This window comes from Actinomyces sp. AC-20-1 (assembly GCF_023369555.1).
In the GTDB taxonomy this organism is placed as follows: domain Bacteria; phylum Actinomycetota; class Actinomycetes; order Actinomycetales; family Actinomycetaceae; genus Actinomyces.
Genome location: NZ_JACJVC010000009.1, coordinates 54,761 through 78,874, shown reverse-complemented (window position 1 = coordinate 78,874; position 24,114 = coordinate 54,761). Strand labels below are relative to the sequence as shown.

Sequence of the window (24,114 nt, the reverse complement as noted above, 5' to 3'; positions counted from 1 at the left end):
ACTCACCGCAGTCAGGAGCCCGACATGTCCGCAGCAGGTTTCCGAGAGCTCATCGAGCGGCTCTCGTCCGACCCGGCAGTCGCCGGAATCAGTCTCAAGGGACACTACGAGTCCCTCACAGGGCGCACGGTCACCCCACCGGCCGGGACGATCCGCCAGGACGGGGAGCCCGTTGGCGTCTTCGCCTCCGCCGACGGCGAGCCCGCAGCGACGCTCGACACGTGGGGCAGCGTCGCCTCGCGGTGTGAGGCCCTGCTCGCCGGAACCTATGGGGACCGCGCTCTCGCCGACATTCTCGGCTTCCCACTGGTCACCCTCGTCGACGACGACGGGAACGTGCTGACCACGTCCGTCGAGCTGTCGCACCGGCAGGCGGACGCGACATGGCGCCTGTGCCGCGACGAGCTCCGCGAGGCCGGGGTCGCCTTCGACGACATCCAGCAGGCGACGCGCTCCCACCCCGATGCGCTCCTCACGGGCTTCCCGACAGCGATCCCCTTCGGCTGGTGGCACTCGCACACCAAGAGGTCACAGGCTGCGGTCGACGAGGCGGCGAAAGGCAAGCGTGGGGTCAAGGCAGGAGCGGACGCCGACCTCGCGCAGGTGAAGGACACGTACCTGGGCCACTACGTCATGAACCCGGCGGAGTCGAGGTCGGCACGGCTCTTCACCGCGGAGTTCATCGCACTCGGAGTTGTCGAACGACGGCGGATGGCTGCGAAGGTCGATGCGCTCTTCGCGGCCGTCAAGGCCGACCAGAAGGTCGCGGGACAGAAGCTGTCCACCCTCGGGCTTGGCTCCATCCCGCCGACGCGGATCTCAAGAGAGGCAGACCCGAAGCGGCCAACGCCGTCGGATCTCACCTACCGCGCCATCGAGAGCCACGCCTTCCTCTCCTTCACCGGCCTGCGGACCTTCCGCTTCGAGGAGACGACGACAGCCCGTGCACTGGTCACTGCTCTCACCCTCCTGCTGTACCTGCTTCTGCACCAGAACCTGGCCTTCCGGGCCGGCACCGAGCTGAGGCTCATCGAGCCCGGTCTCGAAGTGGCTGTGGAACGGCACGGCGTGTCTTCTGAGGCACTGGAGCTACCGACTGTCGCCGATCTCATCGACCTGGTTCGCGAGCTCGGTGCCGAGGTGGGTTGGAACGGGCCGCGGGTGGTGACCGTCTCCGCCAGCTCCCCGCTCGGCAGGGTCATCGGCCTCATCGACGGCAAGGTTGAGCTGGAGCACGAGGAAGACCACTGATGCAGGTCTTCACCGTGACGGCGCGCTTCCCTCTCGGGGAGTTCAATGCTCACGGTGCCGGGAACGCGCCCGAGTGGCCGCCGGCGCCGGCGCGGCTCGCGGCCGCGTTTCTTGCGGCTGCCCACCGCGAGGGGGTGGGAGTTGCGACTGCGGAGCACTTCTTCTCGTTGCGGGCGCCCGAGGTCAGTGCACCGCAGGAAGGACATCGTGACACCGGATTCAGCCGGTGGGTGCCGGTGAACAATGAGCTCAAGGTCAACGCCGCCGGTACGGCGGTCGGAATCATCGACGCCCGGGAGCGGTTCGGACAGAAGGCCCAGAAGGATCCTGAGCGCGGTGTCCCGGTCGGTACCGGGCCCGATGACGTGGTCAGGTGGGTCTATGAGGACGAGACTGGTGCCATCGATCTTGCGGAGCTCGATCTGCTGGCCCGGAGAGTCGAGTACCTCGGGCGTCCGACCTCTCCCGTGATTCTCGACGTCGTCGCCGGGCGGGCCCAGGTGCCAGGGGCGAGCTCACTCTGGGTCCCGGACGAGCTCGGGAGCATCGAGATGCGCGTGGCGACGCCGGAGCTCCTCGCTGCGCTCGACATGCGTGAGGAGCAGCGAAGGCGCAGCCGCGTGACGGGGACGCATCCGGCCCTCGATGTGCGTCCGGTCGCCCGGTACCGGCTCGTCGACGACAAGTTGAGGACTGCTGGCCCGGTGCTCCCGCCACGGCAGCTCCTCGAGGGAGCAGTGCTGTTCCGGTTCCCGGCCGGCGAGGACCTCGACGTGGCACTGATCGATGAGGAGGCACCGATCGTCGTCGATCAGCTGATCGGTGGTCTTGAGAATGTCTCCTGGGCGCTGCCGCTGTTCGGTACCGCAGGACGTCGCGAGACTCCCGTGCTGCGCGGCGTGCTGGTCCGAGACAGTGGTCCGAGACGGGTGGTGCCTCTCGCGACGCGGTCGGGGGTGGTGACGGCGAGGCCGACTGAGCCGCGTTCCCTCGCCTCGCTTCCCCTGGTCATCAGGTCGGCAGTGGGCTCATCGATGGGGTGGACGACACTACTGCCGACCGCCTTGAGTGACGAGGACGTTCTCTCGACGCTTGCGTCGTTCGCCGATGGTCGTGGGGCACAGATCGACTGGATCGGTGCGCACACGGAGTCCTGTGCGAGTGTGGGCCCAGATGCGGACGGTCTGACCGACCGCAGGCATGTGTCGGTAGTCTTCGATCGGGAGGTTCCAGGCCCGCTCATCATCGACCGCATGTGGATGGTGCCCGTCGGTGCGGATGGGTTGGCAGTGAATGCTCTGCGGTCGAAACTGAGATAGAGGCCGCGCTATCTCAACGATTGCAAGTGCCGGCTCCACGTGCGTGGAGGTTGAGGCGAGAGCTACATCGTGGGCACCGACCTCGACCAGCCGGCTCCACGTGCGTGGAGGTTGAGGGGAGGCCGTGCCTAGCGACCAGCCGCTTGCCGCGCCGGCTCCACGTGCGTGGAGGTTGAGGCCGGGTCGCCGTCGTCGGCGACGACGTCGAGGTGCCGGCTCCACATGTATGGAGATTGAGGCACCCTGGTCAAGGAGATCGTCGGGGAGGGGTAGCCGACTCTACGTGAGGGCGGTCGCCGAGTGTTTGGCATGTGGGATCGGCACGCCGTGTGATGGCCGTCCGAAACTCTGGTCTATAAAGAAATCCGACAGAAATTACCTATAGGTCGTTTTCGGGCGCCTCAGCAGAATTGAGGGAGCGCTGAGAGGAGTCGCCATGTCTAAGAAGTTCGATGTCGAGGACCGTTGGCCCGAGCTGTTCGTACAACTCGACGGGGCGCAGCGCTACGTCGTCCTGCAGGCGCTTGCAGCCGCGTGGCACGAAGGCTGGGAGCCGAACCGTGAGGACGTGGAGAACCTGACTGATGAGGTCCGCGGGGCGATTGACGAGACCGAGTACCTGCGCCGGGTGCGTGAGGCGGCCCGACGGGCCGCGCCGGCGGCTATCGTTCGTTGAGTTGTCGTGGCGACGTTCGGTACCTGGGAGTCGTACTTCTACCCACCCCCGGATGACGCAACGATGCGCAACATTCAGGACATTCGCGATCCCCGGCGTTGCGGGTGTTCGAGTACGGGGCCACGGCGCTGCGCCAGAAGCAGCTCTACATGGACCCCTCGATCATGGCTCGCACCTACGACGCCACGCACGTCCGTGCCATCCACCAATACCTGTTCCAGGACGTGTACGAGTGGGCGGGCGAGTACCGCACTCTGAACATGACGAAGGTTGGACGCGTGCGCGGCTTTGCCGACGTCAAGGCTGGTGAGATCGACCGCTACCTGGCCGACGTGCAGCGGCTCGTCGAGCACACCGAATGGGCGAGTCTTGACCGAGTTGAGTTCGGCCGCGCCGCGGCCGCGGTATTCGCTCACCTGAACCAGGCGCACCCCTTCCGCGAGGGCAACGGTCGCACGTCCAAGGTGTTCATGGAGTACGTCGCCCAGCAGTCGCGCTACACGCTCGACTTCGGCTTGGTCGACGACAAGGAGTGGAACATGGCCTCGGAGCTGAGCCGTCCAGACATCGGGGCCTGTGGCGTCGTTCCGGCAACGCTCGTGCCGGTGTTTGAGGGCATAGCGCGGCCGCGGTCGGCGGCTGTCTTGGCGCACGACGACCGCTCTTCTGGGTAAGGCCGCGCGGTGACCCCGACGGTACTTGGGTGTGCAGGTCGAGCGTCGGCTCGCCCAGCGCCCCTACCGGCCTGAGGACGGGACGGAGCCGCCGGTCTGGGACCGGGGAAGCTCGCGGTGAGCGTGATCGGGTACACGCGGATGTCGACTGCCGATCAGGGCCCTGAGTCGCAGGTAGACGTGCTACGTGCGGCAGGGTGTGAGCGGGTCTTCAGCGATCATACGTCGGGGTGCGGGCGTCGCGCACTGGGTACGACGCGGTGCTGGACTACGTGACAGCAGGTGACGTGCTGGTGGCATGGAGGCTGGACCGGCTCTGCCGCACCATCGACGTTGTCTAGAAACTTGGTGAGCGTGGTGTTGAGCCTCGCTCCTTGACTGAGGAGATCGACACCACGACGCCCGCAGGTCGGCTTTTGTTCCATGTGGCGGGGGCGTTCCAGCGTGAGCCGTGCTCTCGCCGCGCGCGGGGCGGTCCCACGCCGCGATGACTGACCCCGGTAACCGTGGAGGTTGAGGGGCGTCGTGGTGCTCGTTGTCGGCTGAGCGGAGGAAGAGCCAGTTTGCAGCAGGTTGAGAGTACTGACTAAGGTGCCGTGACCCAGTGTCAGGGGGACAGTGCGAGGTCCTGGTTGTGCGCGTGGCACGCTCAGAGGGCTTCGTTGGCGAGATTCTGCGGAAAAGTCCTTAGCTTCGTGGCTCCCATGTGCGTGGGTGCCGACGAGGCACAGGGGAGTGGGCAGCACCGTCGGCTACGACCTGTTTTCCGTCACAACTGTCACATGAGCGTGCGAGCCTCCCCTGCGACGGCACCGAGGCCTGTCGAGCCGACGCTGAACAGCGTCGTCCCCGGGTACTGCTCCCCGGCCCGGGGGACGTGCGGGCGCCAGTGGTCGGCATACCATCGAACGTCCCTGAACCGCGGGCTCAGGCCCGCACCTGCGAACGGAAGTCCCATGAGCACCGGGTACACGCACTCCCCCTACACCGGTAACGGTGGTCGGCCGCGTCAGTACGACATCCAGCCGTGGCGCAAGTGGGCCTACTACGGCGGTGGCGTGCTGCAGGTCGTGGGCCTGCTCGCCTTCCTCGCCGTCTTCCTCACGATGTTCCTGGGACTCGGCTCCCTGGGCTCCCACCCGGGCCAGATCTCCTCCCAGGTCCAGCGCGGGTTCACGCTCTTCCCCGTCGCCTTCATCGGGATCCTCGTCAGTGTCGCCGGCAAGTCACTGCAGAGCCTGGGGCGCAAGGGGCTCGCCGGCGCAGGCGTCATCCTGTCCCCTCAGGGCGAGGCCCGCGACGCCGAGCCCTGGAACCGCTCCCAGGGAGCCCAGGACCAGCAGCGCCTCGAGGAGGTCCCCGGCCTGGCAGGACTGGGCACCGACCTCGGGGCGCGCGCTGGGGCCGCACCGCAGATCCGCGTCCGGTGCCGGTCCTGCGGGTTCCTTGAGACCGAGGACGCCACCTTCTGCTCCGGCTGCGGCGCCCGCATGTAGCGTGCCCGGCGGGCTCCGACGGTGCCGGGGCGGGGAGAGCGCCCCACCCGAGCAGACGCACCGGGGAGGCACAGCATCGTTACAGTGCCGTCATGAGCCACGCACCCCTGTCCCCTGGTCCTGCTGGGCACGGGTACGCGCTCACCCGCTCCCGCCCGAACGCGGACCGCACCACAGCCACTGTCATCGGGTGGGTGTCGGTCCTCCTCGTGCCGGTGGCCGGGGTCGTGGCCATGGCGGCGGACCAGCAGACCGGCTGGGGGTTGTTCTTCTACATCCTCGCTCTCGCCCCCTGCCAGGCCGTGGCGCACGTCGTCGTCGCCACCATGTTCCACATCGCCCGCTCCAAGGCGCCCGATCGTCCTGTGGCACCGTGGATCCCGCTGGCCTACTCGGTGTACCTGCTCGCCTTCCTGACCGCCTCCTTCCTGCTCCTCGACACGGGCAGCACCCCGGAGCACTACTCCCCGTGGCGGGAGTCCGCCGGCGCCCTCGTCACTCCGCTCATCATCGTGTCCCTCATCGCCTTCCTCGCCATGGCGGTGCTCGTCGTCATCGACCTCGTGCGCTCGGTCAAGGCGCAGGCTGCGGCCCACTACCCGCCCCCGGTGGCCACCTCGCGGTAGGCCGGCGGCTGGGCGGTGATGTGCAGGTTCTCTGAGCGGTCAAACGCAGACTCGGCACCTGCCTCAGGCTGGGACGCCGGTGCACCCGCGCCCCGGCCCCGGCTAACCTGCCCCCATGCGCGTGCACAACTTCTCCGCCGGTCCCGCTCAGCTTCCCCTCGCCGTCCTCGAGCGGGCGGCGTCCGAGCTCACCGACTGGCGGTCCTCCGGGATGTCCGTGCTCGAGGTCTCCCACCGCGGCAAGGACTTCACCGCCTGCGCCGCCGACGCCGAGGCCACCATCCGCCGCCTGACCGGCGCGAGCGACGACTACGCCGTCCTCTTCCTCGCCGGCGGCGCCACCGGCCAGTTCTCCGCCATCCCCGGCAACCTCACCCAGCGCGGGGACACCGCCGCCTTCCTCAACACCGGCCAGTGGTCCACCAAGGCCATCAAGGAGGCCCGGCGCCAGGGCGTCAACGCCGTCGTCGTCGCCGACGAGGCCGCCTCCTCCTACACCACCACCCCCGACGCCGGCTCCTTCACCGTCCCCGAGGGCGCCCGCTACCTCTACTACTGCGCCAACGAGACCATCGGCGGCGTCACCATGCCCTACGTGCCCACCGAGGAGGCCGCCGGCGTGCCCGTCGTCGCCGACATGTCCTCCATGTACCTCTCGCGCCCCCTCGACGTCGACTCCTTCGGCGTCGTCTTCGGTGGCGCCCAGAAGAACCTCGGCCCCGCCGGCATGGACATCTCCCTCATCCGCAAGGACCTGCTCGGCCGCGCCCGCGCCGACGTCCCCGCCATCTGGGACTGGCAGGTGATGGCGGACAACGACTCGATGCTCAACACCCCGCCCACCTTCTCCATCTACCTGCTGGGCCTCATCCTGCACTGGATCGAGGATGAGGGCGGCCTGGCCGCCATGGGCGAGCGCAACGACGCCAAGGCGCAGCGCCTCTACGACGCCATCGACTCCTCCGGCTTCTACGCCAACCCGGTCGAGAAGCGCTCGCGCTCCGCCATGAACATCCCCTTCACCCTCGCCGACCCCGCCCTGGACGCCGACTTCCTCGCCGGCGCCGAGGCCGCGGGCCTGACCAACCTCAAGGGCCACCGCAGCGTCGGCGGCATGAGGGCCTCCCTCTACAACGCCATGACCGACGACGGCGTGAGCGCCCTCATCGACTACATGGCCGAGTTCGAGCGCACCCGCGCCTGACCCGCGTCACCGACGGAAGGACACACCGTGACCAAGCAGTTCCGCGTCAGGACCCTCAACGCTATCTCGGGCTCCGGCCTGACCCGATTCCCCGCCGAGGTCTACGAGGTCGGTGAGGCCGTCGCCTCGCCGGACGCCCTGCTCGTGCGCTCCGCCAAGCTGCACGACACCCCGGTCCCGGACACCGTCCTCGCCATCGCCCGTGCCGGCGCCGGCACGAACAACATCCCCGTGGCCGCCATGACCGAGCGCGGCGTGCCGGTCTTCAACACCCCCGGCGCCAACGCCAACGCCGTCAAGGAGCTCGTCCTCGCCGGCCTGTTCATCGCCTCGCGCAACCTCATCCCTGCGGCCCGCTTCGCCCACGAGCTCGAGGGCGACGACGCCGCCATCTCCAGAGCCGTCGAGGCCGGAAAGAAGCAGTTCGTCGGCTTCGAGCTGCCCGGCAAGACCCTCGGCGTCATCGGCCTGGGAGCCATCGGCGTCCAGGTCGCCAACGCCGCCCTGGGCCTGGGCCTCAAGGTCATCGGCTTCGACCCGGCGATCAGCGTCGACCACGCCTGGAACCTGTCCTCGGAGGTCGAGCGCGCCCGCACCATCGAGGACGTCTTCACCCAGGCGGACATCCTCACCGTCCACGTGCCCCTCATCGAGGCGACCCGCGGCCTCGTGTCCACCCAGCACCTGGCGATGATGAAGCACTCCGCCGTCATCCTGAACTTCGCCCGTGCCGAGATCGTCGACGAGGCCGCCGTCGTCTCCGCCCTGGACCAGGGCTACCTGCGCGGCTACGTCTGCGACTTCCCGTCGACGGCGGTGCACAAGCACCCCAAGTGCATCTCGCTGCCGCACCTGGGGGCCTCGACGAAGGAGGCGGAGCGCAACTGCGCGGTCATGGCCGTCGACGAGCTGCGCGGCTTCCTCGAGGACGGGCAGGTGCGCAACTCGGTCAACTTCCCCGAGGCCGTCATGACCCGCGAGCCGGGCACGCACCGCCTCGTCATCGTCAACCGCAACGTGCCGAACATGGTCGGTCAGGTCTCGACCATCGTCGCCCAGGCGGGCCACAACATCGCCAACCTCCTCAACCGCTCGCGCGGTGAGATCGCGGTGACGCTCGTTGACATCGACGGGGCGGTGGACGGCCGCGTCCTGGAGGAGCTGAGCACCATCGAGGGCGTCATCTCCGCACGCGCCATCCCGGCCAAGGCCTGAGACCCGCCTCGCCACTGCTCGCCCAGGCTGCCCCGCCCCCGACCGACAGGGGGCGGGGCAGCGCGCTGCGCGACGACGTGCCCGTCGCTGCCCCTTCCCCTGCGCCCACCCATGCCCTACTATCTAGTAAATACTAGATACGTGGCGAGGACGCCGTAGGAGGTCAACGATGACAGAGCAGACGCAGCGCCTCGTGTTCGGGGCCGCCTACTACGACGAGTACACCCCCGCCTCCGCGGGCGAGGACCGCCTCGAGCGCGACATGCGGATGATGGTCGACGCCGGCTTCACCACCATCCGCATCGCCGAGTTCACCTGGGGCACCTGGAACCCCGCCCCCGGCGTCTTCGACTGGCACCACATCGACCGCGCCATCGACGCCGCCCAGGCCCACGGCCTCGACGTCATCATCGGCACCCCCACCGCCGCCGTGCCCACCTGGCTCGCCGCCCGCCACCCCGAGGTCATGGGCGTGGCCGCCTCCGGCCAGCTCAACCAGTACGGGCCCCGACAGAACATGGACATCACGGCCCCCGCCTACCGCTACTACGGCGAGCAGGCCATCCGCGCCCTCGTCGAGCACACCGCGCCGCGCCCGAACGTCATCGGCTTCCAGCTCGACAACGAGACCAAGTACTACGACGCCTACAACGCCGGCATCCAGCGCGCCTTCGTCGACTCGCTCAAGGCCCGCTTCAACGGCGACCTCGACGCCCTCAACGCCGCCTACGGCCTCAACTACTGGGCCAACCGCGTCAACACCTGGGAGGAGTTCCCGGACGTCAGCCTCACCGTCAACGGCTCACTGGGTGCCGCCTTCGACGAGTTCCGCCGCAGCCTCGTCACCGACTTCCTCACCTGGCAGCGCGCCATCGTCGACGACTACCGCCGCGAGGACCAGTTCGTCACCCAGAACTTCGACTACGAGTGGCGCGGCCACTCCTTCGGCATCCAGCCCGCCGTCGACCACTTCAAGGCCGCCCAGGCCGTCACCCTGGCCGGCGTCGACATCTACCACCCTGGTGAGGACCAGCTCACCGGCAAGGAGATCGCCTTCGGCGGCGACATCAACCGCTCCCTCAAGGACGGCGCCCCCTACCTCGTCCTCGAGACCCAGGCCCAGGGCCAGATGGGCTGGCTGCCCTACCCCGGCCAGCTGCGCCTGCAGGGCTACTCCCACCTGGCCTCCGGCGCCTGCGGCGTCATGTACTGGCACTGGGGCTCCATCCACAACTCCTTCGAGACCTACTGGAAGGGTCTGCTCTCCCAGGACTACTCCGCCAACCCCACCTACCTCGAGGCCGGTGTCCTGGGCCGGGAGATGAAGGAGCACGCCGCCAGCCTGGCAGGGCTGACCAAGACCAACAGGATCGCCGTCATGGTCTCCAACGAGGCCTGCACGGCCCTGGAGTGGTTCTCCATCGCCAGCGGCTTCCCCCGCAAGTACACCGGCGGCGGCGTCAACTACAACGACGTCTTCCGCTGGGTCTACGACGCCCTCTTCGAGCTCAACCTCGAGGCCGACATCGTCCCCGCCGACGCCCCGCTCGAGCGCCTGGAACGCTACGACGTCCTCATCACCCCCGCCCTCTACGCGGCCCCGCAGACCACCATCGACACCCTGCGCGCCTACGCCACCGGCGGCGGCCACCTCGTCACCACCTTCCGCACCGCCGTCGCCGACGAGAACGTCCAGGTGTGGACGGACCGCCAGCCCCACGGCCTGTCCGGCCTGCTGGGTCTGGGCACCGACCAGTTCACCAGGCCCGACGGCGTGCGCCTGGCCCCCTCCGGCGCCCTCGCCGAGCACCTGGGCCAGGACGCCGACCTGAGCCTCAGCCACTTCCTCGAGCTCCTCACCCCCGCCGAGGCCCCTGAGACCGGCTCCGACGTCGAGGTCCTGGCCACCTACGACCACCACGCCTGGTCCGGCCCCGCCATCGCCACCCGCACGGTCGGCTCCGGCGCCATCACCCACCTGGGCGCCTGGGCCTCGGCCGAGGTCGTGCGCGCCGTCCTCGCCCTCGTGGCCGACCGGGCCGGCGTCACCGACTGGGCCGGTGGGCTCGCCGGCACCATCACCGTGCGCAAGGGCGTCAACGCCGCCGGCAACCCCCTGGCCTACCTCCTCAACTACTCCAAGGACGACGTCGAGCTCACCCTCCCGGTGGCCGGCACCGACGTCCTGGGCACCACCGCTCCGGTGGGCACCGCGCTCGCCGCCGGCCAGGCCGTCACTGTCCCCGCCTGGGGCGTCCTCGTCCTCGAGGGCACCCGGGCCTGAGACCCCTGCCCGACGGCAGCGCGCCGCCCGCACCCGGGCCCCGCACCGCCGTCGCCACCCACCACCCGCACCACCAGAGCACCGCACCGACGCACCACACAGGAGCCCCCATGACCGCCACCCCCACCTGGATCGTCACCACCGAGACCGCCCCCTGGCAGAAGCAGGAGGGCGTCACCGTCCGCGACATGGACGTCTTCCCCGAGGCCCTGCTCCAGACCGACGCGCCCCTGCAGGAGGTCGACGGCTTCGGTGTCTGCTTCAACGAGCTCGGCTGGACCTCCCTGTCGCGCCTGACCGAGGCCGAGCGCGCCGACATCATGACGGAGATCTTCTCCCCCGAGGGCGCCAACGCCTCCGTGTGCCGCATGCCCGTGGGCGCCAACGACTTCTCCGTCGACTGGTACTCCTACGACGAGACCCCCGGCGACCTCGAGCTGAGGGACTTCTCCATCGAGCATGACGAGAAGACCCTCGTGCCCTTCATCAAGGCCGCCCAGGCCGTGCGGGCCGACCTCAGGCTCTGGGCCTCCCCGTGGTGCCCGCCCACCTGGATGAAGACCAACAACCACTACGCCTGCGGCGTGCCCTCCCCCATGGCCCAGCAGACCAAGTACGACAACGGCCTCACCCCGGACCGCGCCATCCCCGAGGGCACGGACGGCTTCATCCTCGACGACGAGCACCTGGACGCCTACGCCCGCTACTTCGGCAAGTTCATCGACGCCTACGCCGAGCGCGGCATCGACATCTCCATGGTGATGCCGCAGAACGAGTTCAACTCCGACCAGGTCTTCCCCTCCTGCACCTGGACCCCGGCGGGCCTGGCCCGCTTCCTGCGCCACCTCGTGCCCCAGATGGAGGCCCGCGGCGTCGAGGTCTTCTTCGGCACCATGGAGCGCGCCGACGAGCGCCTGGTCGAGGAGGTCCTGGCGGACGAGGAGATCGGCGGGCGCATCGGCGGTGTCGGCTTCCAGTGGGCCGGCAAGGGCGCGGTCGCCAAGATCCACTGGCGCCACCCCGAGCTCAAGATCTACCAGTCCGAGCAGGAGTGCGGCGACGGCAAGAACGACTGGCGCTACGCCCGCTACGCCTGGGGCATGATGCGCCACTACTTCAACAACGGCGCCAACGTCTACGACTACTGGAACCTCTGCCTCGACGAGGGCGGCGTCTCACGCTGGGGGTGGAGCCAGAACTCCTTCGTCACCGTGGACCCGGGCACCAGCGAGTACCGGTTCAACCACGAGTACTACGTGTTCAAGCACCTGTCCCACTTCGTGCAGAAGGGCGCGCGCTTCGTCAAGACCCTGTCCTACACGGGCTACGAGAACATCCTGTCCTTCGTCAACCCGGACGGCAGCGTCGTCATCGCCGCCCAGAACGACATGTCGGTGCCCATGCCGATCTCCTTCGCCGCCAACGGCAAGATCATCGAGGCGACCCTCCCGGCCGACTCCTTCTCCACCTTCGAGGTGCCCGCCGAGCTCCTCGCCTGAGGCCCTCCGCCCGAGCAGCTGGCCGGTCCGCCGTCGCCCGCCCACCCCGGGGGGCCGACGACGGCGGACCGCCTCAGCCGCTCGGAGGACCCAGGGTGAGGTAGCCCGGCAGCACCGTGTCCTGCCCGGCGTTGGCGAAGCGCAGCGCCGCCCCGCCCTCGAGCGGGTTGACGACCCGCAGCAGCAGGCTCGTCGTCCCGCTCGGCGGGTCCAGGGCCCCCGTCCACAGCGAGGTCCGCCCGGGCAGGAGGGCGCGCAGGTCGCCGTCGAGCACCGTCCTGGCCAGCACCCGGCCGCTCCCATCCACCGCGACGACCTCCAGGTCCCAGTCGTAGGAGAAGGGGGCGACGCCGGTGTTGGACACCTCGACGCCCAGCGCCGAGGTCCCGGCCTCGTGGCGCCAGCGCGTCGCCGTCAGCGTGTAGCCCATCCGCGCGTTGAGCGCCAGGGCGCGCTCGCGGGCCGGCCCCGTGAGACCCGGGTCGAAGACCTCCTCGGCCAGCAGCCAGGTCGCGTGGGTGAGCCCGACCGCCTCGGTGAGGTCCTGGGCGGCCAGCCCCACCTGCCGCTCGCAGCGCCCGGGGCCGTCGAAGACGCAGGACTGGAGCGGCGGGTAGATCTCGCCGCCCATGGGACGGGTGCGCCACGCCCCGGTCGCCGTCGGCCCCTGGGCGCTCATGAGGCTCCAGAAGTGCCAGTCCTGCTCGGGCAGGGTGGCGTAGCCGAAGGAGTCGTCGTGGTAGCCCAGGTCGTGGGCGGTGGTCAGGGCCGTGGGGTAGCGCACCTGGGTGGGGGTGGTGTCGAAGGCCTCGTCCCAGGCCAGGAGCAGCAGGGCCTGGTGGTCCCGGGAGGGCATCCAGTCCTCGCCCGCCGGGTTGTCCGCCGACACCTGCCCGTCGAAGGGCCAGGTGTGCCCCTCCCCCCAGAAGCCCACGAGGCCCTGGGTGATGAAGCCCACCCGCGGGTCGCCGTCGTAGGCGGAGCCGAGGGCTCGGATGAGGCCGGTGAGCATGTCCATGACCCGCGGGTCGTCGTAGTCGGGGCTGACGGAGGCGCCGGTCCCGCCGTTGCCGTGCACCGTGTAGGGACGGGTCTCGACGCCCTGGTCGAGCAGGTAGCCGGGCAGGCCGCTGGGCCGTCCCGGGAAGTCGGTGTAGAAGCGCAGCACCACCTGGTGACCGCGCGCGGCAACGGCCCCCAGGTGCTCCTCCAGGGCGTCCCAGTCGTAGGTGCCGGGGCCGGTCACGACGTCGGACACCGGCAGGGACACCCACTCCATCGTCACCGGCAGGGCCGTACCGGACCAGGTGGGCGCCTGCGCGGGGTCCTCGGGGGCGTAGGGCAGCAGCCCCTTGAGCGGGTTGGAGACCGGTGCGGCGGCGGGGTCGAGCCGGGTCCACGCGGGGCCGGGCGCGCAGGCCGTCAGCGCGGTGGGGACGAGGGCCAGGAGCAGCAGCGCGGCCAGCACCGCGGGCAGGACCTCGGGCCGGGCTGGTGGCCTTCCGGCCCGGGTAGGGCTCCCTGGACGCGCCGGCACAGCCACTCGCATAGCGGGACTATAGGCGCGGCGCGCCAGGGCCGCACCGGCCGCCTCCCGGCCGGGATCTCCCAGCCGCCCCTCAGCGGTAGCCGTCCCAGGTGGGGGAGGGGAAGAGGATGGCCTCCCACGCCGCCCACAGGTCGGCGAGGGACACGGTGGGACGGCGGAAGAAGCGCGTCTGCGCGCCGTCCATGGCCTGGATCGCCAGCTCCACCAACGGCCGCATACTCGCCCAGCCGCCGTCGGCCTCGACCTCGGGGGGCAGGCGCCAGGTGAACTGCGAGTAGTACTCCCACACGGCGTCGGGGCGGTCGATGAAGCGCTCGTAGGCCGGGTGGTCGGGGTCGTTGGCGCACTCGGCGCCGAGCGTCATGTACAGGCCCATGAGCGCGGGCCGGGCCTCGTTGTAGGCCACGAGGTAGCGCAGGTAGGCGGGCAGGCTCATGCCGTCCGGGTGCGTGGCGGCCCGGTCGCCGGAGTCGATGAAGTCCTGCGGGGTGCCCTGACGGTCGTAGCGGTCCGACAGCAGAAGGGTGAGCAGGCCGTCCTTCGTGCCGATGTAGTGCAGCAGCCCCGCCTGGGTGATGCCGACGGCGTCGGCGACCTCCTGCAGGGCCAGGCCGTTGAAGCCCTTGCGGGCGACGAGCTCGGTGGCGGCCTCGACGATCTGCTCGCGCCGCTCCTCCGCGGTGAGTCGGACGCGCTTGGTGGTCGTGGGGCTCATGACGCGGATCCTAGCCGGGGTGGTGCCACGCTCCCGACGGCGCCGGCTCGCCCGAGCGCCGCCGGGTGCGAGAGGCTGGGGTCATGCGGTTGACCGACGACCTCAAGGACCTCGCCACCGTCCCCGCCTTCCGCACCCTGCTGGGTGTGCGCCTGGTCTCCCAGACCGGCGACGGCATGGTCCAGGCGGGCCTGGCCACCCTCTTCTTCTTCCAGCCCCAGAACATGACGACAGCGGCCGGGGTCGCCTCCGCCCTCGTCGTCATGCTCCTGCCCTTCTCCCTCGTCGGCCCCTTCACCGGCCCCTTCATCGACCGGTGGCGCCGCCGCCAGACCCTGCTGTGGGGCAACCTCCTGCGCGCCGGCCTCATCGCCCTGACCGCCCTCGTGCTCCACGCCGCCGGCACCGGGGCGGCCGTCTACGTGCTCGTCCTCGTCGCCCTCGGCATCAACCGCTTCCTGCTGTCCGTGCTGTCCGCCGGCCTGCCGCAGGTCATCGACCACCGGCGCCTGCTCGTGGCCAACTCCCTCGTGCCCACCCTGGGGGGCGCGGCGACGGCGACCGGTGCCGTCATCGGCATCATCCTTCGCCTGCTGCTTCCGGCCGGGTCCGTCCAGGACGCCGCGAGCCTCGTGAGCGCCGTCGTCCTCTACGTGCTCGCAGCCGCAGTCGTCACACGCCTGGGCGCGGGCGAGCTCGGCCCCGAGCACCCCACGTCCGAGGGCACCGCCCGGGCACTGGCCGCCACCGTCTGCGAGCTCGCCGACGCCGTGCGCTACCTGCGCCGCCGCGGCACCCCCGGGCTGGCCCTGAGCACCATGGCGCTGCACCGCTTCGTCTACGGCATGCAGCTCATCACCATCATCCTCACCTCCCGCAACCTCCTGGCCGCCCCCGAGGACGCGGACCTCGGCCTCGCCCTCTTCGGCACGCTCATGGGCGCCATGATCGCCGGGCACGGCCTGTCCATCGTGCTCACCCCCCTGGCCCACGAGAGGGTCGCCCCCTCCACCTGGATCGTCATGTGCCTGCTGGGCGGGAGCCTCGGCCAGCTCGTGCTCGTCGCCTCCCACGCGCAGGCGGCCATGACGGTGGGGCTCCTCATCTTCGGTGCCGGTGTCCAGGGCGCGAAGATCGCCGTCGACACCATCGTCCAGTCGGACACCGCCGACGCCTACCGCGGGCGCGCCTTCTCCATCTACGACGTCCTGTTCAACACGGCCGAGTGCGTGGCGGCGGGCGTGGCCGTGCTGGTGCTGCCCGACGTCGGCTGGTCGCGCCCGGCCCAGGCGGCCCTCGTCCTGTTCGTCTGGTGCGTGGCCCTGTGGTACCTGCACGGCGTGCGGCGGCTGGGCGACCAGCCGCGCGAGGTGGCCGGGCTGCCGGGACTGGACTGAGGCGGGCCGGTCGCCCAGAGCCCTGCGCGACCGGCCCGCCCCCTCAGCGCCTGCGTCGTTCCAGGAGCGTGCCCACCGTGAGCAGCGCAGCCGCTGCGGCGCCCAGCGCGAGGGGCGCCCCGGTGCGGGCCAGCGAGGAGCGAGGCGCCGCGCCACCGTCGGCGACAGGGTCCGGGCTCTGGCCGGCGGCACCCGGCGAGGCCGTCGGGCTGGACGACGACGCCGCCGTCCCCTCGGCACTGCCGGGGGCCGGGGTGCCCGGCGTGGTGGGCGCGGCGGGTTCCGGCAGGGTGGAGGGTGTGAGCACGTCGTCGCCGAAGGCGTAGGCGGCCGTGGGCAGCAGACGGTCCTGGAAGTCGAAGACCGCCTGGTTCTCCCACGCGTTGCCCGAGGCGGGGTCCTTCTCGTCCCAGCCGTTGCCCGCGATGGCCGTCCACGCCGGCTCCCACGCGACGAAGCCGAGGCCGTGGCCGCCCGGCAGCGCCGCCACCACGGTGCCGACGTCGCGCAGCCACTGGGCCTGGCCCTCCGGGGTTGCCGGGTAGCCGGCCACGAGCATGTCCGGCCTCGCGACGATGTTCTCCCACGTGGGATTGTCGTCCTCGAGCGTGAAGGGGTAGGCCGTCTCGACGACGAGGACGTCCGTGCCGTAGCGCTCGATGAGGCCCGTGGCGACCGTCTGCAGGTCGCCCAGGGTGCCGTGCCAGTACCCGTAGTAGGACAGCCCGAGGACGTCAGCCGTGACGCCGCGCGCGAAGACCTCGTCGTACCACCAGGTGAGGCTGGACAGCCCGTTGTTGATGTTCGTCAGGTGCAGGATCGTGCGGGCCTGGGGGAAGACGTCCCTGACGGACTGCGTGCCCGCCCGCAGGAAGGCGGCGAGGTTGTCCCACTGGGCCACGGAGACCGCGTCGGAGGGGTCGACGTCCCAGGTCTGGCCCTGCGGCCACAGCATGCCCGGGTTGATCTCGTTGCCGACCTGGACGTAGGCGACGTCCACCCCGGCCTCCTTGAGCGCTGTGAGCACGTCGGTCGTGTGGGCGGCGAGCTCGGCGGCCAGGGCCTGGGGGTCATCTGCCGTCCACGAGGAGGGGATGTGCTGCTTGCCGGGGTCGGTCCAGGTGTCGGAGTAGTGGAAGTCGATCATCACCTGCATGCCTGCCGCCTGCGCCCGCTGGGCGGAGGCGACGACGTGCTCGACGGTGTTGTAGCCGTCGGCGGGGCTGACCCACACCTTGAAGCGGGCCAGGTTCGCCCCCGTCGAGCCCATGAGCGCGTAGGGGTCGCCCACCTGGCCGTCAGTGCCCCGGTACACCTGGCCCAGGGCCTCGTTCTTGGCCACGCCGGACAGGTCAGCGCCGCGCACCAGCCTCTGGGCGCGGCCGGGCTCAAGGGTGACGTCGTCGAAACGCGCCCACTCGCCGCCGTGGACGCCCTCGGTGGTGAGCACGAGCGCGCAGGTGCCGGCGTCGAGGGCCTCACGGGTGACCTCCATGGAGACGGCCACCTGCGTCCAGGCGTCGTCGGCCTCGCTGGAGGGCGCGGTCACGGTGCCGTCGAGGCCGCAGCCGCGGGTCGACACGGTCGTCGCCCCCAGGCTCTGACCGGGTACCGCGGAGCCGGACCTCACCCAGACCCTCGCCGTCCACCACCCGGGCTCCAGCCCCGTCACGGCCGTCGTGACGGAGGCCGAGAAGGGCTCCGCCCGCCACAGGGACCCGTTGAGGCTCCCGCTGCGCGCGCCGTCGGCCTTGAGCGAGTAGGCGGCGGCGTCCCCCTCCACGGCCCAACCGTCCCCGGTCTCGAAGCCGGGGTCCGTGACGCCGGCGGTGGGCTGGGGCGCCGCCGTGGTGGCGGCCGCTGGGGCAGTGAGGACCGGCAGGGCCAGGGCGAGAACCGCCCCGAGGGCGGTCAGTGATCGACGAAGGACATGGTGCGGGCGCATGTGGGACCTCCTTGTGTCACGTGCGCGGGTGCCCGGGGACAGGTGGCGGGGCCGGGCGCGCCCCGTGGGAGGCCCGACGGCGCCGTCGGCTCCCTGTGGGTCAGGAACGGGAGGCGACGACGAGGGCGCCGCCTGCGGGAAGGAGCGTCGGGGCGCTCGCGGTGAGGACCTGCCCGGTGAGGGCGTCGGTGCCCTCCAGGGGCAGGAGCCGGTCGGCGTCGTCGTGGTTGACCAGGACGGTCCAGGTGCGGCCGGAGCCGTCGACCGCGTGCCGGGTGACGGCCTCAAGACCGCGGGGGCGCTCGCCGTCGACGGTCGCGGGCGTCTCCACGGGCAGGTCGAGGACGGGGTCCAGGACCCTGGCCAGGTCCTCGGGGCTGAGCACCACCGAGACGTAGACGGCCTGGCCGGCGCCGTGCCGGTGTCGGGTGACGGCCGGGCCGGGGGTGGGGCCGCCGTCGGCCTCCCACAGGACCTCGGCACCCTCCAGGCGCAGGTGCTCGGACCACAGGGTCGCGGCGACGGGCCCGCCCTGCGCGCCCGTCGCCGGCCGCAGCGGGACGCTCTCGCCCTCGCGGACGGGCCGGACCTCCTCCACGCGCAGGCCGAGGACGCCGCGCAGCGGGCCGGGGGCGCCGCCCTCGTGGACGCACTCCTCGTCGTCGACGACGGCGCTAAAGGGCAGGGCCGCGAAGGTGCCACCCGCGGTGACGAAGGCCCCGATGTTCTCGGCGGCCCGGTGCGAGAGCAGGTAGGAGGCGGGGGCGATGACCGTGCTGTAGCGGGTCAGGTCGCCCTCGGGGTGGACGAAGTCGACGGTGGTGCCGCGGGCCCAGAGCCACTCGTAGACACGGCGCACCTGCTCGCGGTGCCGCATGAGCACGCTGGGGCGCCAGGTGAGGTCCTGCGCCCAGAAGGAGGCCCAGTCCCACAGGAGCGCGACCCGGGCGCGCACCTCGCTGCCGCGCACCTCGCTGAGCCGGGCGAGCTCGCCGCCCACCTCGCACACCTCGCGGAAGACGCGGGTGTCCGGCCCCGCGTGCGGGACCATCGCGGAGTGGAACTTCTCCGCGCCCCGGCGGGACTGGCGCCACTGGAAGGCCAGGACGCCGTCGGCGCCCCGGCCCAGGTGGGCCAGCACGTTGCGGCGCTCCTCGCCGGGCATCTTGGCTCGGTTGTGGGGTTGCCAGGAGACGGCGGAGACGGCGTGCTCCATGAGCACCCAGGGGTGGCCGCCGGCCAGTGAGCGGGTGAGGTCGGACTCCATGGCGAGCCAGATGTGGGCCTCGTGAGCGTCCGCCTCGAGGTAGTAGTCGGTGGACACGAGGTCCGTCTGCTCCGACCAGCGCCAGTAGTCGTTCGCCGGGCAGTTGGTGGCCATGAAGTTGGTCGTCACCGGCGTGTCGGGGAAGTAGCGGCGGATGACGTCGCGCTCGGCGGTGAAGCGCGCGAGCAGTGAGTCGGAGGTGAAGCGCTGGAAGTCGAGCTCGCAGGTGGGGTTGAGCGCCGTGCCCGTCTGCCGCGGGGTGCCGACCTCCTCCCAGCTGCCGTAGACCTGCCCCCAGAAGGCGGTGCCCCAGGCGCGGTTGAGCCCGGCCAGCGAGCCGTAGCGCTCGCGCAGCCAGTGGCGGAAGGCGGCCTGTGAGGCCTCGCAGTGGCAGCCGGCCCCTGGGGCCCCGTACTCGTTGTGGACGTGCCACATCGTGACGGCCGGGTGGCCCTGGACGTGGGCGGCCAGGGCCTCGGTGACACGGCCGGCGGCCTCGGCGTAGGCGGTGGAGTGGGGGCAGCAGATGCCACGTGAGCCGCCGTGGCGCACGGTGCCATCGGCCTCGATGATGCGGGCCTCGGGGTGGTGGCGGTAGAACCAGGCCGGGGGCGCTGCCGTGGGGGTGGCGAGGTCGACGTCGATGCCCGCCTCGGTGAGAAGACCGAGGACCTCGTCGAACCACGTGAAGTCGAAACGGCCCGGCTCCGGCTCGAGCATGACCCAGGACCAGATGCCCAGGCTGACGGTGGTGACGCCGGCCTGGCGCATGAGGCGCACGTCCTCGCGCCAGAGATCCGGCTCCCACTGCTCGGGGTTGTAGTCGGCACCGTACAGGACGCGGGTGCCGGGCACGCGGGTGCGGGGGGACGTCGTGCGCGGTGCCGGGGACGTCGCGTTGAGGGCCGGGTGGCTGGTCATGTCGGTGTCGCTTTCGTGCTGCGGGCACTTCAGGGGGCTCGGTGGTCTCAGTGCTGCCAGTGCTGTCGGTGGCCTCTGCGGCCGTCGGCGGCGGGCTGCGGCCGAGGGGTGGCCGGGGCGGTGGTTGCCGGACGGGGTGTCCTGCGACGTCCCCAGCATGCTGAGAACGATCACAGCATGTCGACCACTGTCTTCGCAAGTGAACGGGGAGGATTTGGTGTTTTCCTCTGCAGGTACCGCCTTGACTTGGCTGAAGATGCGTGTTCATACTGGGAACGTGCACAGGCGTTGTCGCAACGCCGTGACCCGACGTATGTCCCCGGAAGGAAAGCAATGCTGCTTCGTCGACAGTTCCTCGCCCTCGGCATGACCACCGCCGTCGCCGCCACCCTCGCAGCCTGCGGCTCGTCCTCCGACGGCTCGGGAGCCGCCGGCTCCTCGGAGGTCGACACCTCCACCGAGATCACCCTCAAGGTGTGGGAGTCCCTCCTCGGCCCGGACGACTTCATCAAGCAGGCCGGCCAGAAGTTCACCGAGCTCCACCCCAACATCACCATCGAGTTCGTCAACGTCGAGGTCGGCGACGCCTCCAAGCAGATCCCGCTCGACGGCCCCGCGGGCAACGGCCCCGACGTCTTCGCCGCCCCCCACGACACCCTCGGCGACCTCGTCACCGGCGGGCACGTCCTCGCCGTCGCCGACGTCGACTCCCTGGCCGCCAACGTCACGCAGTCCGCGCTCACCGCCGACACCTGGACCGACGGCACGGTCTACGGCTACCCCGTGGCCGCGGAGACCTACGCCCTCTACTACAACAAGGACCTCGTCTCCGAGGTGCCCACCACCTTCGAGGGCCTCATCTCCTTCGCCCGGGACTTCAACGCCGCCAACTCGGGCAAGTACGGCTACGTCATGGACGTCGGCAACTTCTACTACACCTTCCCCTTCATGACGAAGGGCGGCAACCGCCTCTTCGGCGACGACGGCCTCGACGACCAGGCCCCCAACCTCAACGCCCCCGAGGCCGTCGAGGGCTTCACCGGCTTCCAGAGGCTGCGCGAGGTCCTGCCCGTCGCCGCCGCCGACCTGTCCACCGACACCGTTGACGGCCTCTTCGCCTCCGGCAACGCCGCCATCCACCTGTCGGGCCCCTGGAACGTCAAGAACTTCACCGACTCCGGCATCAGCTTCGGCGTCGCCCCGGTGTTCGCCCTCGACGGCGACTCCGAGCCCGCCACCACCTTCGCCGGCGTCCGCACGATGTTCGTCTCCGCCTACACGGACCACCCGGCCGAGGCCGCCGCCTTCGCCGCCTTCCTCACCACTCCCGAGATGCAGCAGCTGCGCGCGGACATCACCGGGATGATGGGCGTGTCCACCTCGTCGCTCACCTACGAGTCCGAGGCCACGGAGGGCTTCTCCCAGCAGATGGAGCACACCTTCGCCATGCCCAAGATCGCCCGCATGGCCAAGGTCTGGGACGCGCTCAACGCCGCCTCCTCCAACATCTGGGACGGGGCCGACGTCGCCGGCGAGCTCTCCGCCGCCCAGAACGCCGTCCTGGCCGACTGAGCCCGCGCCGGGGCGCGCTGCGCGCGCCCCGGCCCCACGACCTGCGGCCCGCACCCGCGGGCGAAGGCCGACTGGGCCCGTCCCACGGGCACCGGCCACCACCCACCCGACTCCCGAGGGACGTCACCGATGACAACAGCCGTGGACACCACCGAGACCGGGCGCCTCGAGCGCCCGCAGACGGTCGACCCGTCGCGCGCGAGGCTCCTCAGCCTCCTCTTCATGGGGCTGGCGCACCTCACGGTGCTGCGCCAGCGGCCCAAGGGCATGCTCTTCGCCGCGGTCGAGGTCCTCTTCCTCGTCACCCTGCCCGTGACGCTCGGCAAGATCGCCGACCTCATCACCCTCGGCGACCCGGCCCCGCACCTGCCCGTCAAGCTTCGCCCGAACTCCCTGTTCATGCTCATCGACGGCATCACCGTCATCGCCGTGGTCGCCGTGTTCCTCGCGATGTACGCGGTCTCGGTGCTCTCCGCGCGCCAGGCCGTCAAGGAGGTCAACGTCAACGGCTTCGAGGCCGTGGGCGCCGCCCGGCGCAGCCCCCTCAACGACCTCGCCAACCGCGCCTTCCCCATCGTCGGCCTCGCCCCGACCTTCCTGCTCATCGTCTTCCTCGTCGTCGTGCCGCTCGTGTTCTCCGCGCTCGTGGCCTTCACGAACTACTCGGCCCCGGCCAACATCCCGCCCGCCGCCACCATCGACTGGGTCGGGCTGGACAACTTCCACCGGATGTTCGGCGGCAGCGCCGCCTGGACCGGCGCCCTCGTGCGCGTCTTCGCCTGGACCATCGTGTGGGCCGTCCTGGCCACCGCCACCTGCTACGCGGGAGGCATGGTGATGGCCGTCGTCATGCAGAACTCCCACCTGCGCATCACACCCGTCCTCCGGGCGGTCTTCATCCTGCCCTACGCGATCCCGGGCGTCGTCTCCCTGCTCGTGTGGCGCAACCTGCTCAACGGGGCCTTCGGCACCGTCAACCGCACGCTTGAGGCGATGCACCTCATCTCGGACCCGATCCCCTGGCTGAGCGACCCGTGGCTGGCGAAGCTCGTCGTCGTCCTCATCAACCTGTGGTGCGGGTTCCCGTACTTCATGCTGCTCGTCACCGGCACCATGACCTCGATCCCGCCGGACATCATCGAGGCGGCCAAGATCGACGGAGCGGGGTCCTGGCAGATCTTCCGGCGCATCCAGGCGCCGATCATCCTCTACCAGACGATGCCGCTCATCATCATGAGCTTCGCGGCCAACATCAACAACTTCGGGGCGATCTTCTTCCTCACCGGAGGTGACCCGACCGTCTCCGACTCGGTGACCACGGGAGCCGGGGGCACCGACATCATGGTGTCCTGGATCTACAAGCTGACGGTCAACCTGCAGCAGTACCAGAACGCCTCCGTCCTGGCCATCATGATCTTCATGGTCATCGCACCCTTCGCGATCTACAACTTCCGCCAGACGCGGTCCTACAAGGAGGGCGATCTCTGATGGCGCAGACCACCGCGGCCCTGGCCGCCACACCCGCCGGCCTCGACGACGTCGGGGGCGCGGCCCACAGCACCGGGCGAACGGCCCACGTCGTCGGGCAGCCGCGCGCCCCGCGCGCGGTCAGGCTCGTCAACACCATCGTCCTGACCACGTTCCTCTGCCTCGTCGCGCTCATCGTCCTGTGGCCCGTGGTCCACATGGTCGCCGCCGCCTTCACCCCTGGCCAGTCGATCTCCAACATGCCGGTCGTGCCCTTCTCCGCGGGCCTGACCACCGAGCACTTCACCTACGTCTTCACCCAGACGCAGTACCCGCGCTGGTTCCTCAACACGCTCGTCATCGCCCTGCTCACCACCGCCGGCACGATGGTCCTCGCCTCGATGGGCGCCTACGTCTTCAGCCGCTTCACCTTCACCTTCAAGCGGCCCTTCCTCATGAGCCTGCTCGTGCTCAACGTCTTCCCCTCCTTCGTCGGCATGGTGGCCATCTACGTCGTGCTGCTGCGCATCGGCGCGCTGGACACCCTGTGGGGGCTCGTGCTCGTCTACCTCGCCGGGAACCTGCCCTACACGACCTGGATGGTGAAGTCCTACATGGACAACATCCCCCGCTCCCTCGACGAGGCCGCGCGCCTGGACGGGGCCTCGAGCCTGCGCGTCTACTGGACGATCATCCTGCCCGTCGCCAGACCGATCCTCGTGTTCCTCGGCATCACGAGCTTCACCCAGCCGTGGATGGACTTCATCTTCCCCAAGATGGTCCTGCGCTCCCCGGAGAACCAGACCATCGCGCTCGGCCTCATGTCCTTCGTCTCCGACAAGAACAACTTCTTCACGAGCTTCGCCGCAGGCGCGATGGTCGTGGCCATCCCCTTCGTCATCTTCTTCGTCCTGACCCAGAAGATGCTCGTCTCCTCGCTCGCGGGGGCCGCCGTCAAGGAGTGAGCGCCGTACCATGGCGTGGCGGGGACGTCACCCGCCCGCACGGTGCTGTGCGCGAGCCTGGGAGGAGCCGTC

18 protein-coding genes and 1 pseudogene are annotated in these 24,114 nt (G+C 70.4%); 15 read left to right on the top strand and 4 right to left on the bottom strand.

The annotated features are described in order from the left end of the window. The first annotated feature begins 24 nt into the window (after window positions 1–24). From cas7g to H6X67_RS07000, 11 genes and pseudogenes are all read left to right on the top strand, one after another. Window positions 25–1,251 carry a type I-G CRISPR-associated RAMP protein Csb1/Cas7g gene (cas7g, locus tag H6X67_RS07045; RefSeq protein WP_249367722.1) on the top strand — a complete coding sequence of 409 codons (1,227 nt, stop codon included), beginning with the start codon at window positions 25–27 and terminating at the stop codon, window positions 1,249–1,251. Then, the gene (gene csb2 / locus H6X67_RS07040) at window positions 1,251–2,570 is read left to right on the top strand and encodes a type I-G CRISPR-associated protein Csb2 (protein ID WP_249367723.1); all 1,320 of its coding nucleotides are present in this window, start codon (window positions 1,251–1,253) and stop codon (window positions 2,568–2,570) included. Before cas7g ends, csb2 begins: the two co-directional genes overlap by 1 nt. A 436-nt stretch (window positions 2,571–3,006) precedes the next feature. Continuing rightward, the gene (locus H6X67_RS07035) at window positions 3,007–3,246 is read left to right on the top strand and encodes an antitoxin VbhA family protein (RefSeq protein ID WP_249367724.1); all 240 of its coding nucleotides are present in this window, start codon (window positions 3,007–3,009) and stop codon (window positions 3,244–3,246) included. 149 nt (window positions 3,247–3,395) lie between these two features. Then, complete coding sequence (locus H6X67_RS07030; protein WP_249367725.1) at window positions 3,396–3,920, top strand: Fic/DOC family protein; 525 nt, start codon at window positions 3,396–3,398, stop codon at window positions 3,918–3,920. A gap of 117 nt (window positions 3,921–4,037) precedes the next feature. After that, window positions 4,038–4,261 (top strand): annotated as a pseudogene (locus tag H6X67_RS12055) (recombinase family protein). Window positions 4,262–4,876: 615 nt separating this feature from the next. Continuing rightward, entirely contained in the window at window positions 4,877–5,416 is a 540-nt protein-coding gene (locus H6X67_RS07025; protein ID WP_249367726.1) for a zinc ribbon domain-containing protein, read from the top strand. Between the two features lie 92 nt (window positions 5,417–5,508). Continuing rightward, on the top strand, window positions 5,509–6,042 hold the full coding sequence (locus tag H6X67_RS07020) for a hypothetical protein (RefSeq protein WP_249367727.1): 534 nt from the start codon (window positions 5,509–5,511) through the stop codon (window positions 6,040–6,042). A 115-nt stretch (window positions 6,043–6,157) separates the two neighbouring features. Continuing rightward, complete coding sequence (gene serC / locus H6X67_RS07015; RefSeq protein ID WP_249367728.1) at window positions 6,158–7,246, top strand: 3-phosphoserine/phosphohydroxythreonine transaminase; 1,089 nt, start codon at window positions 6,158–6,160, stop codon at window positions 7,244–7,246. A gap of 27 nt (window positions 7,247–7,273) precedes the next feature. After that, a complete protein-coding gene (locus tag H6X67_RS07010; RefSeq protein ID WP_249367729.1) occupies window positions 7,274–8,461 on the top strand; it encodes a phosphoglycerate dehydrogenase in 1,188 nt (395 codons plus the stop codon). 169 nt (window positions 8,462–8,630) lie between these two features. Further along, a complete protein-coding gene (locus tag H6X67_RS07005; protein ID WP_249367730.1) occupies window positions 8,631–10,745 on the top strand; it encodes a beta-galactosidase in 2,115 nt (704 codons plus the stop codon). 110 nt (window positions 10,746–10,855) lie between these two features. Further along, complete coding sequence (locus H6X67_RS07000; RefSeq protein WP_249367731.1) at window positions 10,856–12,244, top strand: glycoside hydrolase family 30 protein; 1,389 nt, start codon at window positions 10,856–10,858, stop codon at window positions 12,242–12,244. Window positions 12,245–12,317: 73 nt separating this feature from the next. Here H6X67_RS07000 and H6X67_RS06995 read toward each other — a convergent pair whose 3' ends face one another. After that, the gene (locus tag H6X67_RS06995; RefSeq protein ID WP_249367732.1) at window positions 12,318–13,712 is read right to left on the bottom strand and encodes a DUF4832 domain-containing protein; all 1,395 of its coding nucleotides are present in this window, start codon (window positions 13,710–13,712) and stop codon (window positions 12,318–12,320) included. A 151-nt stretch (window positions 13,713–13,863) separates the two neighbouring features. Then, on the bottom strand, window positions 13,864–14,508 hold the full coding sequence (locus H6X67_RS06990; protein WP_249367733.1) for a TetR/AcrR family transcriptional regulator: 645 nt from the start codon (window positions 14,506–14,508) through the stop codon (window positions 13,864–13,866). A gap of 83 nt (window positions 14,509–14,591) precedes the next feature. Between H6X67_RS06990 and H6X67_RS06985 the strand changes: the two genes are divergently transcribed. Next, a complete protein-coding gene (locus tag H6X67_RS06985) occupies window positions 14,592–15,905 on the top strand; it encodes an MFS transporter (RefSeq protein WP_249367734.1) in 1,314 nt (437 codons plus the stop codon). 43 nt (window positions 15,906–15,948) lie between these two features. On the opposite strand, the gene H6X67_RS06980 is transcribed toward H6X67_RS06985, so the two are convergent. Together H6X67_RS06980 and H6X67_RS06975 are read right to left on the bottom strand one after the other, a co-directional pair. Then, window positions 15,949–17,850, bottom strand: a complete 1,902-nt coding sequence (locus tag H6X67_RS06980) for a glycoside hydrolase family 53 protein (RefSeq protein WP_249367735.1) — start codon at window positions 17,848–17,850, stop codon at window positions 15,949–15,951. 100 nt (window positions 17,851–17,950) lie between these two features. Beyond that, on the bottom strand, window positions 17,951–20,038 hold the full coding sequence (locus tag H6X67_RS06975; protein ID WP_249367736.1) for a beta-galactosidase: 2,088 nt from the start codon (window positions 20,036–20,038) through the stop codon (window positions 17,951–17,953). 333 nt (window positions 20,039–20,371) lie between these two features. On the opposite strand from H6X67_RS06975, the gene H6X67_RS06970 reads away from it, so the two are divergent. The 3 genes from H6X67_RS06970 (at window position 20,372) to H6X67_RS06960 (ending at window position 24,042) form a co-directional block, all read left to right on the top strand. Continuing rightward, window positions 20,372–21,610 carry a sugar ABC transporter substrate-binding protein gene (locus tag H6X67_RS06970; RefSeq protein WP_249367737.1) on the top strand — a complete coding sequence of 413 codons (1,239 nt, stop codon included), beginning with the start codon at window positions 20,372–20,374 and terminating at the stop codon, window positions 21,608–21,610. Window positions 21,611–21,751: 141 nt separating this feature from the next. Continuing rightward, window positions 21,752–23,098 carry a carbohydrate ABC transporter permease gene (locus H6X67_RS12000; RefSeq protein ID WP_249367738.1) on the top strand — a complete coding sequence of 449 codons (1,347 nt, stop codon included), beginning with the start codon at window positions 21,752–21,754 and terminating at the stop codon, window positions 23,096–23,098. Next, the gene (locus H6X67_RS06960; protein WP_249367739.1) at window positions 23,098–24,042 is read left to right on the top strand and encodes a sugar ABC transporter permease; all 945 of its coding nucleotides are present in this window, start codon (window positions 23,098–23,100) and stop codon (window positions 24,040–24,042) included. Before H6X67_RS12000 ends, H6X67_RS06960 begins: the two co-directional genes overlap by 1 nt. The last annotated feature ends 72 nt before the right edge of the window (window positions 24,043–24,114 follow it).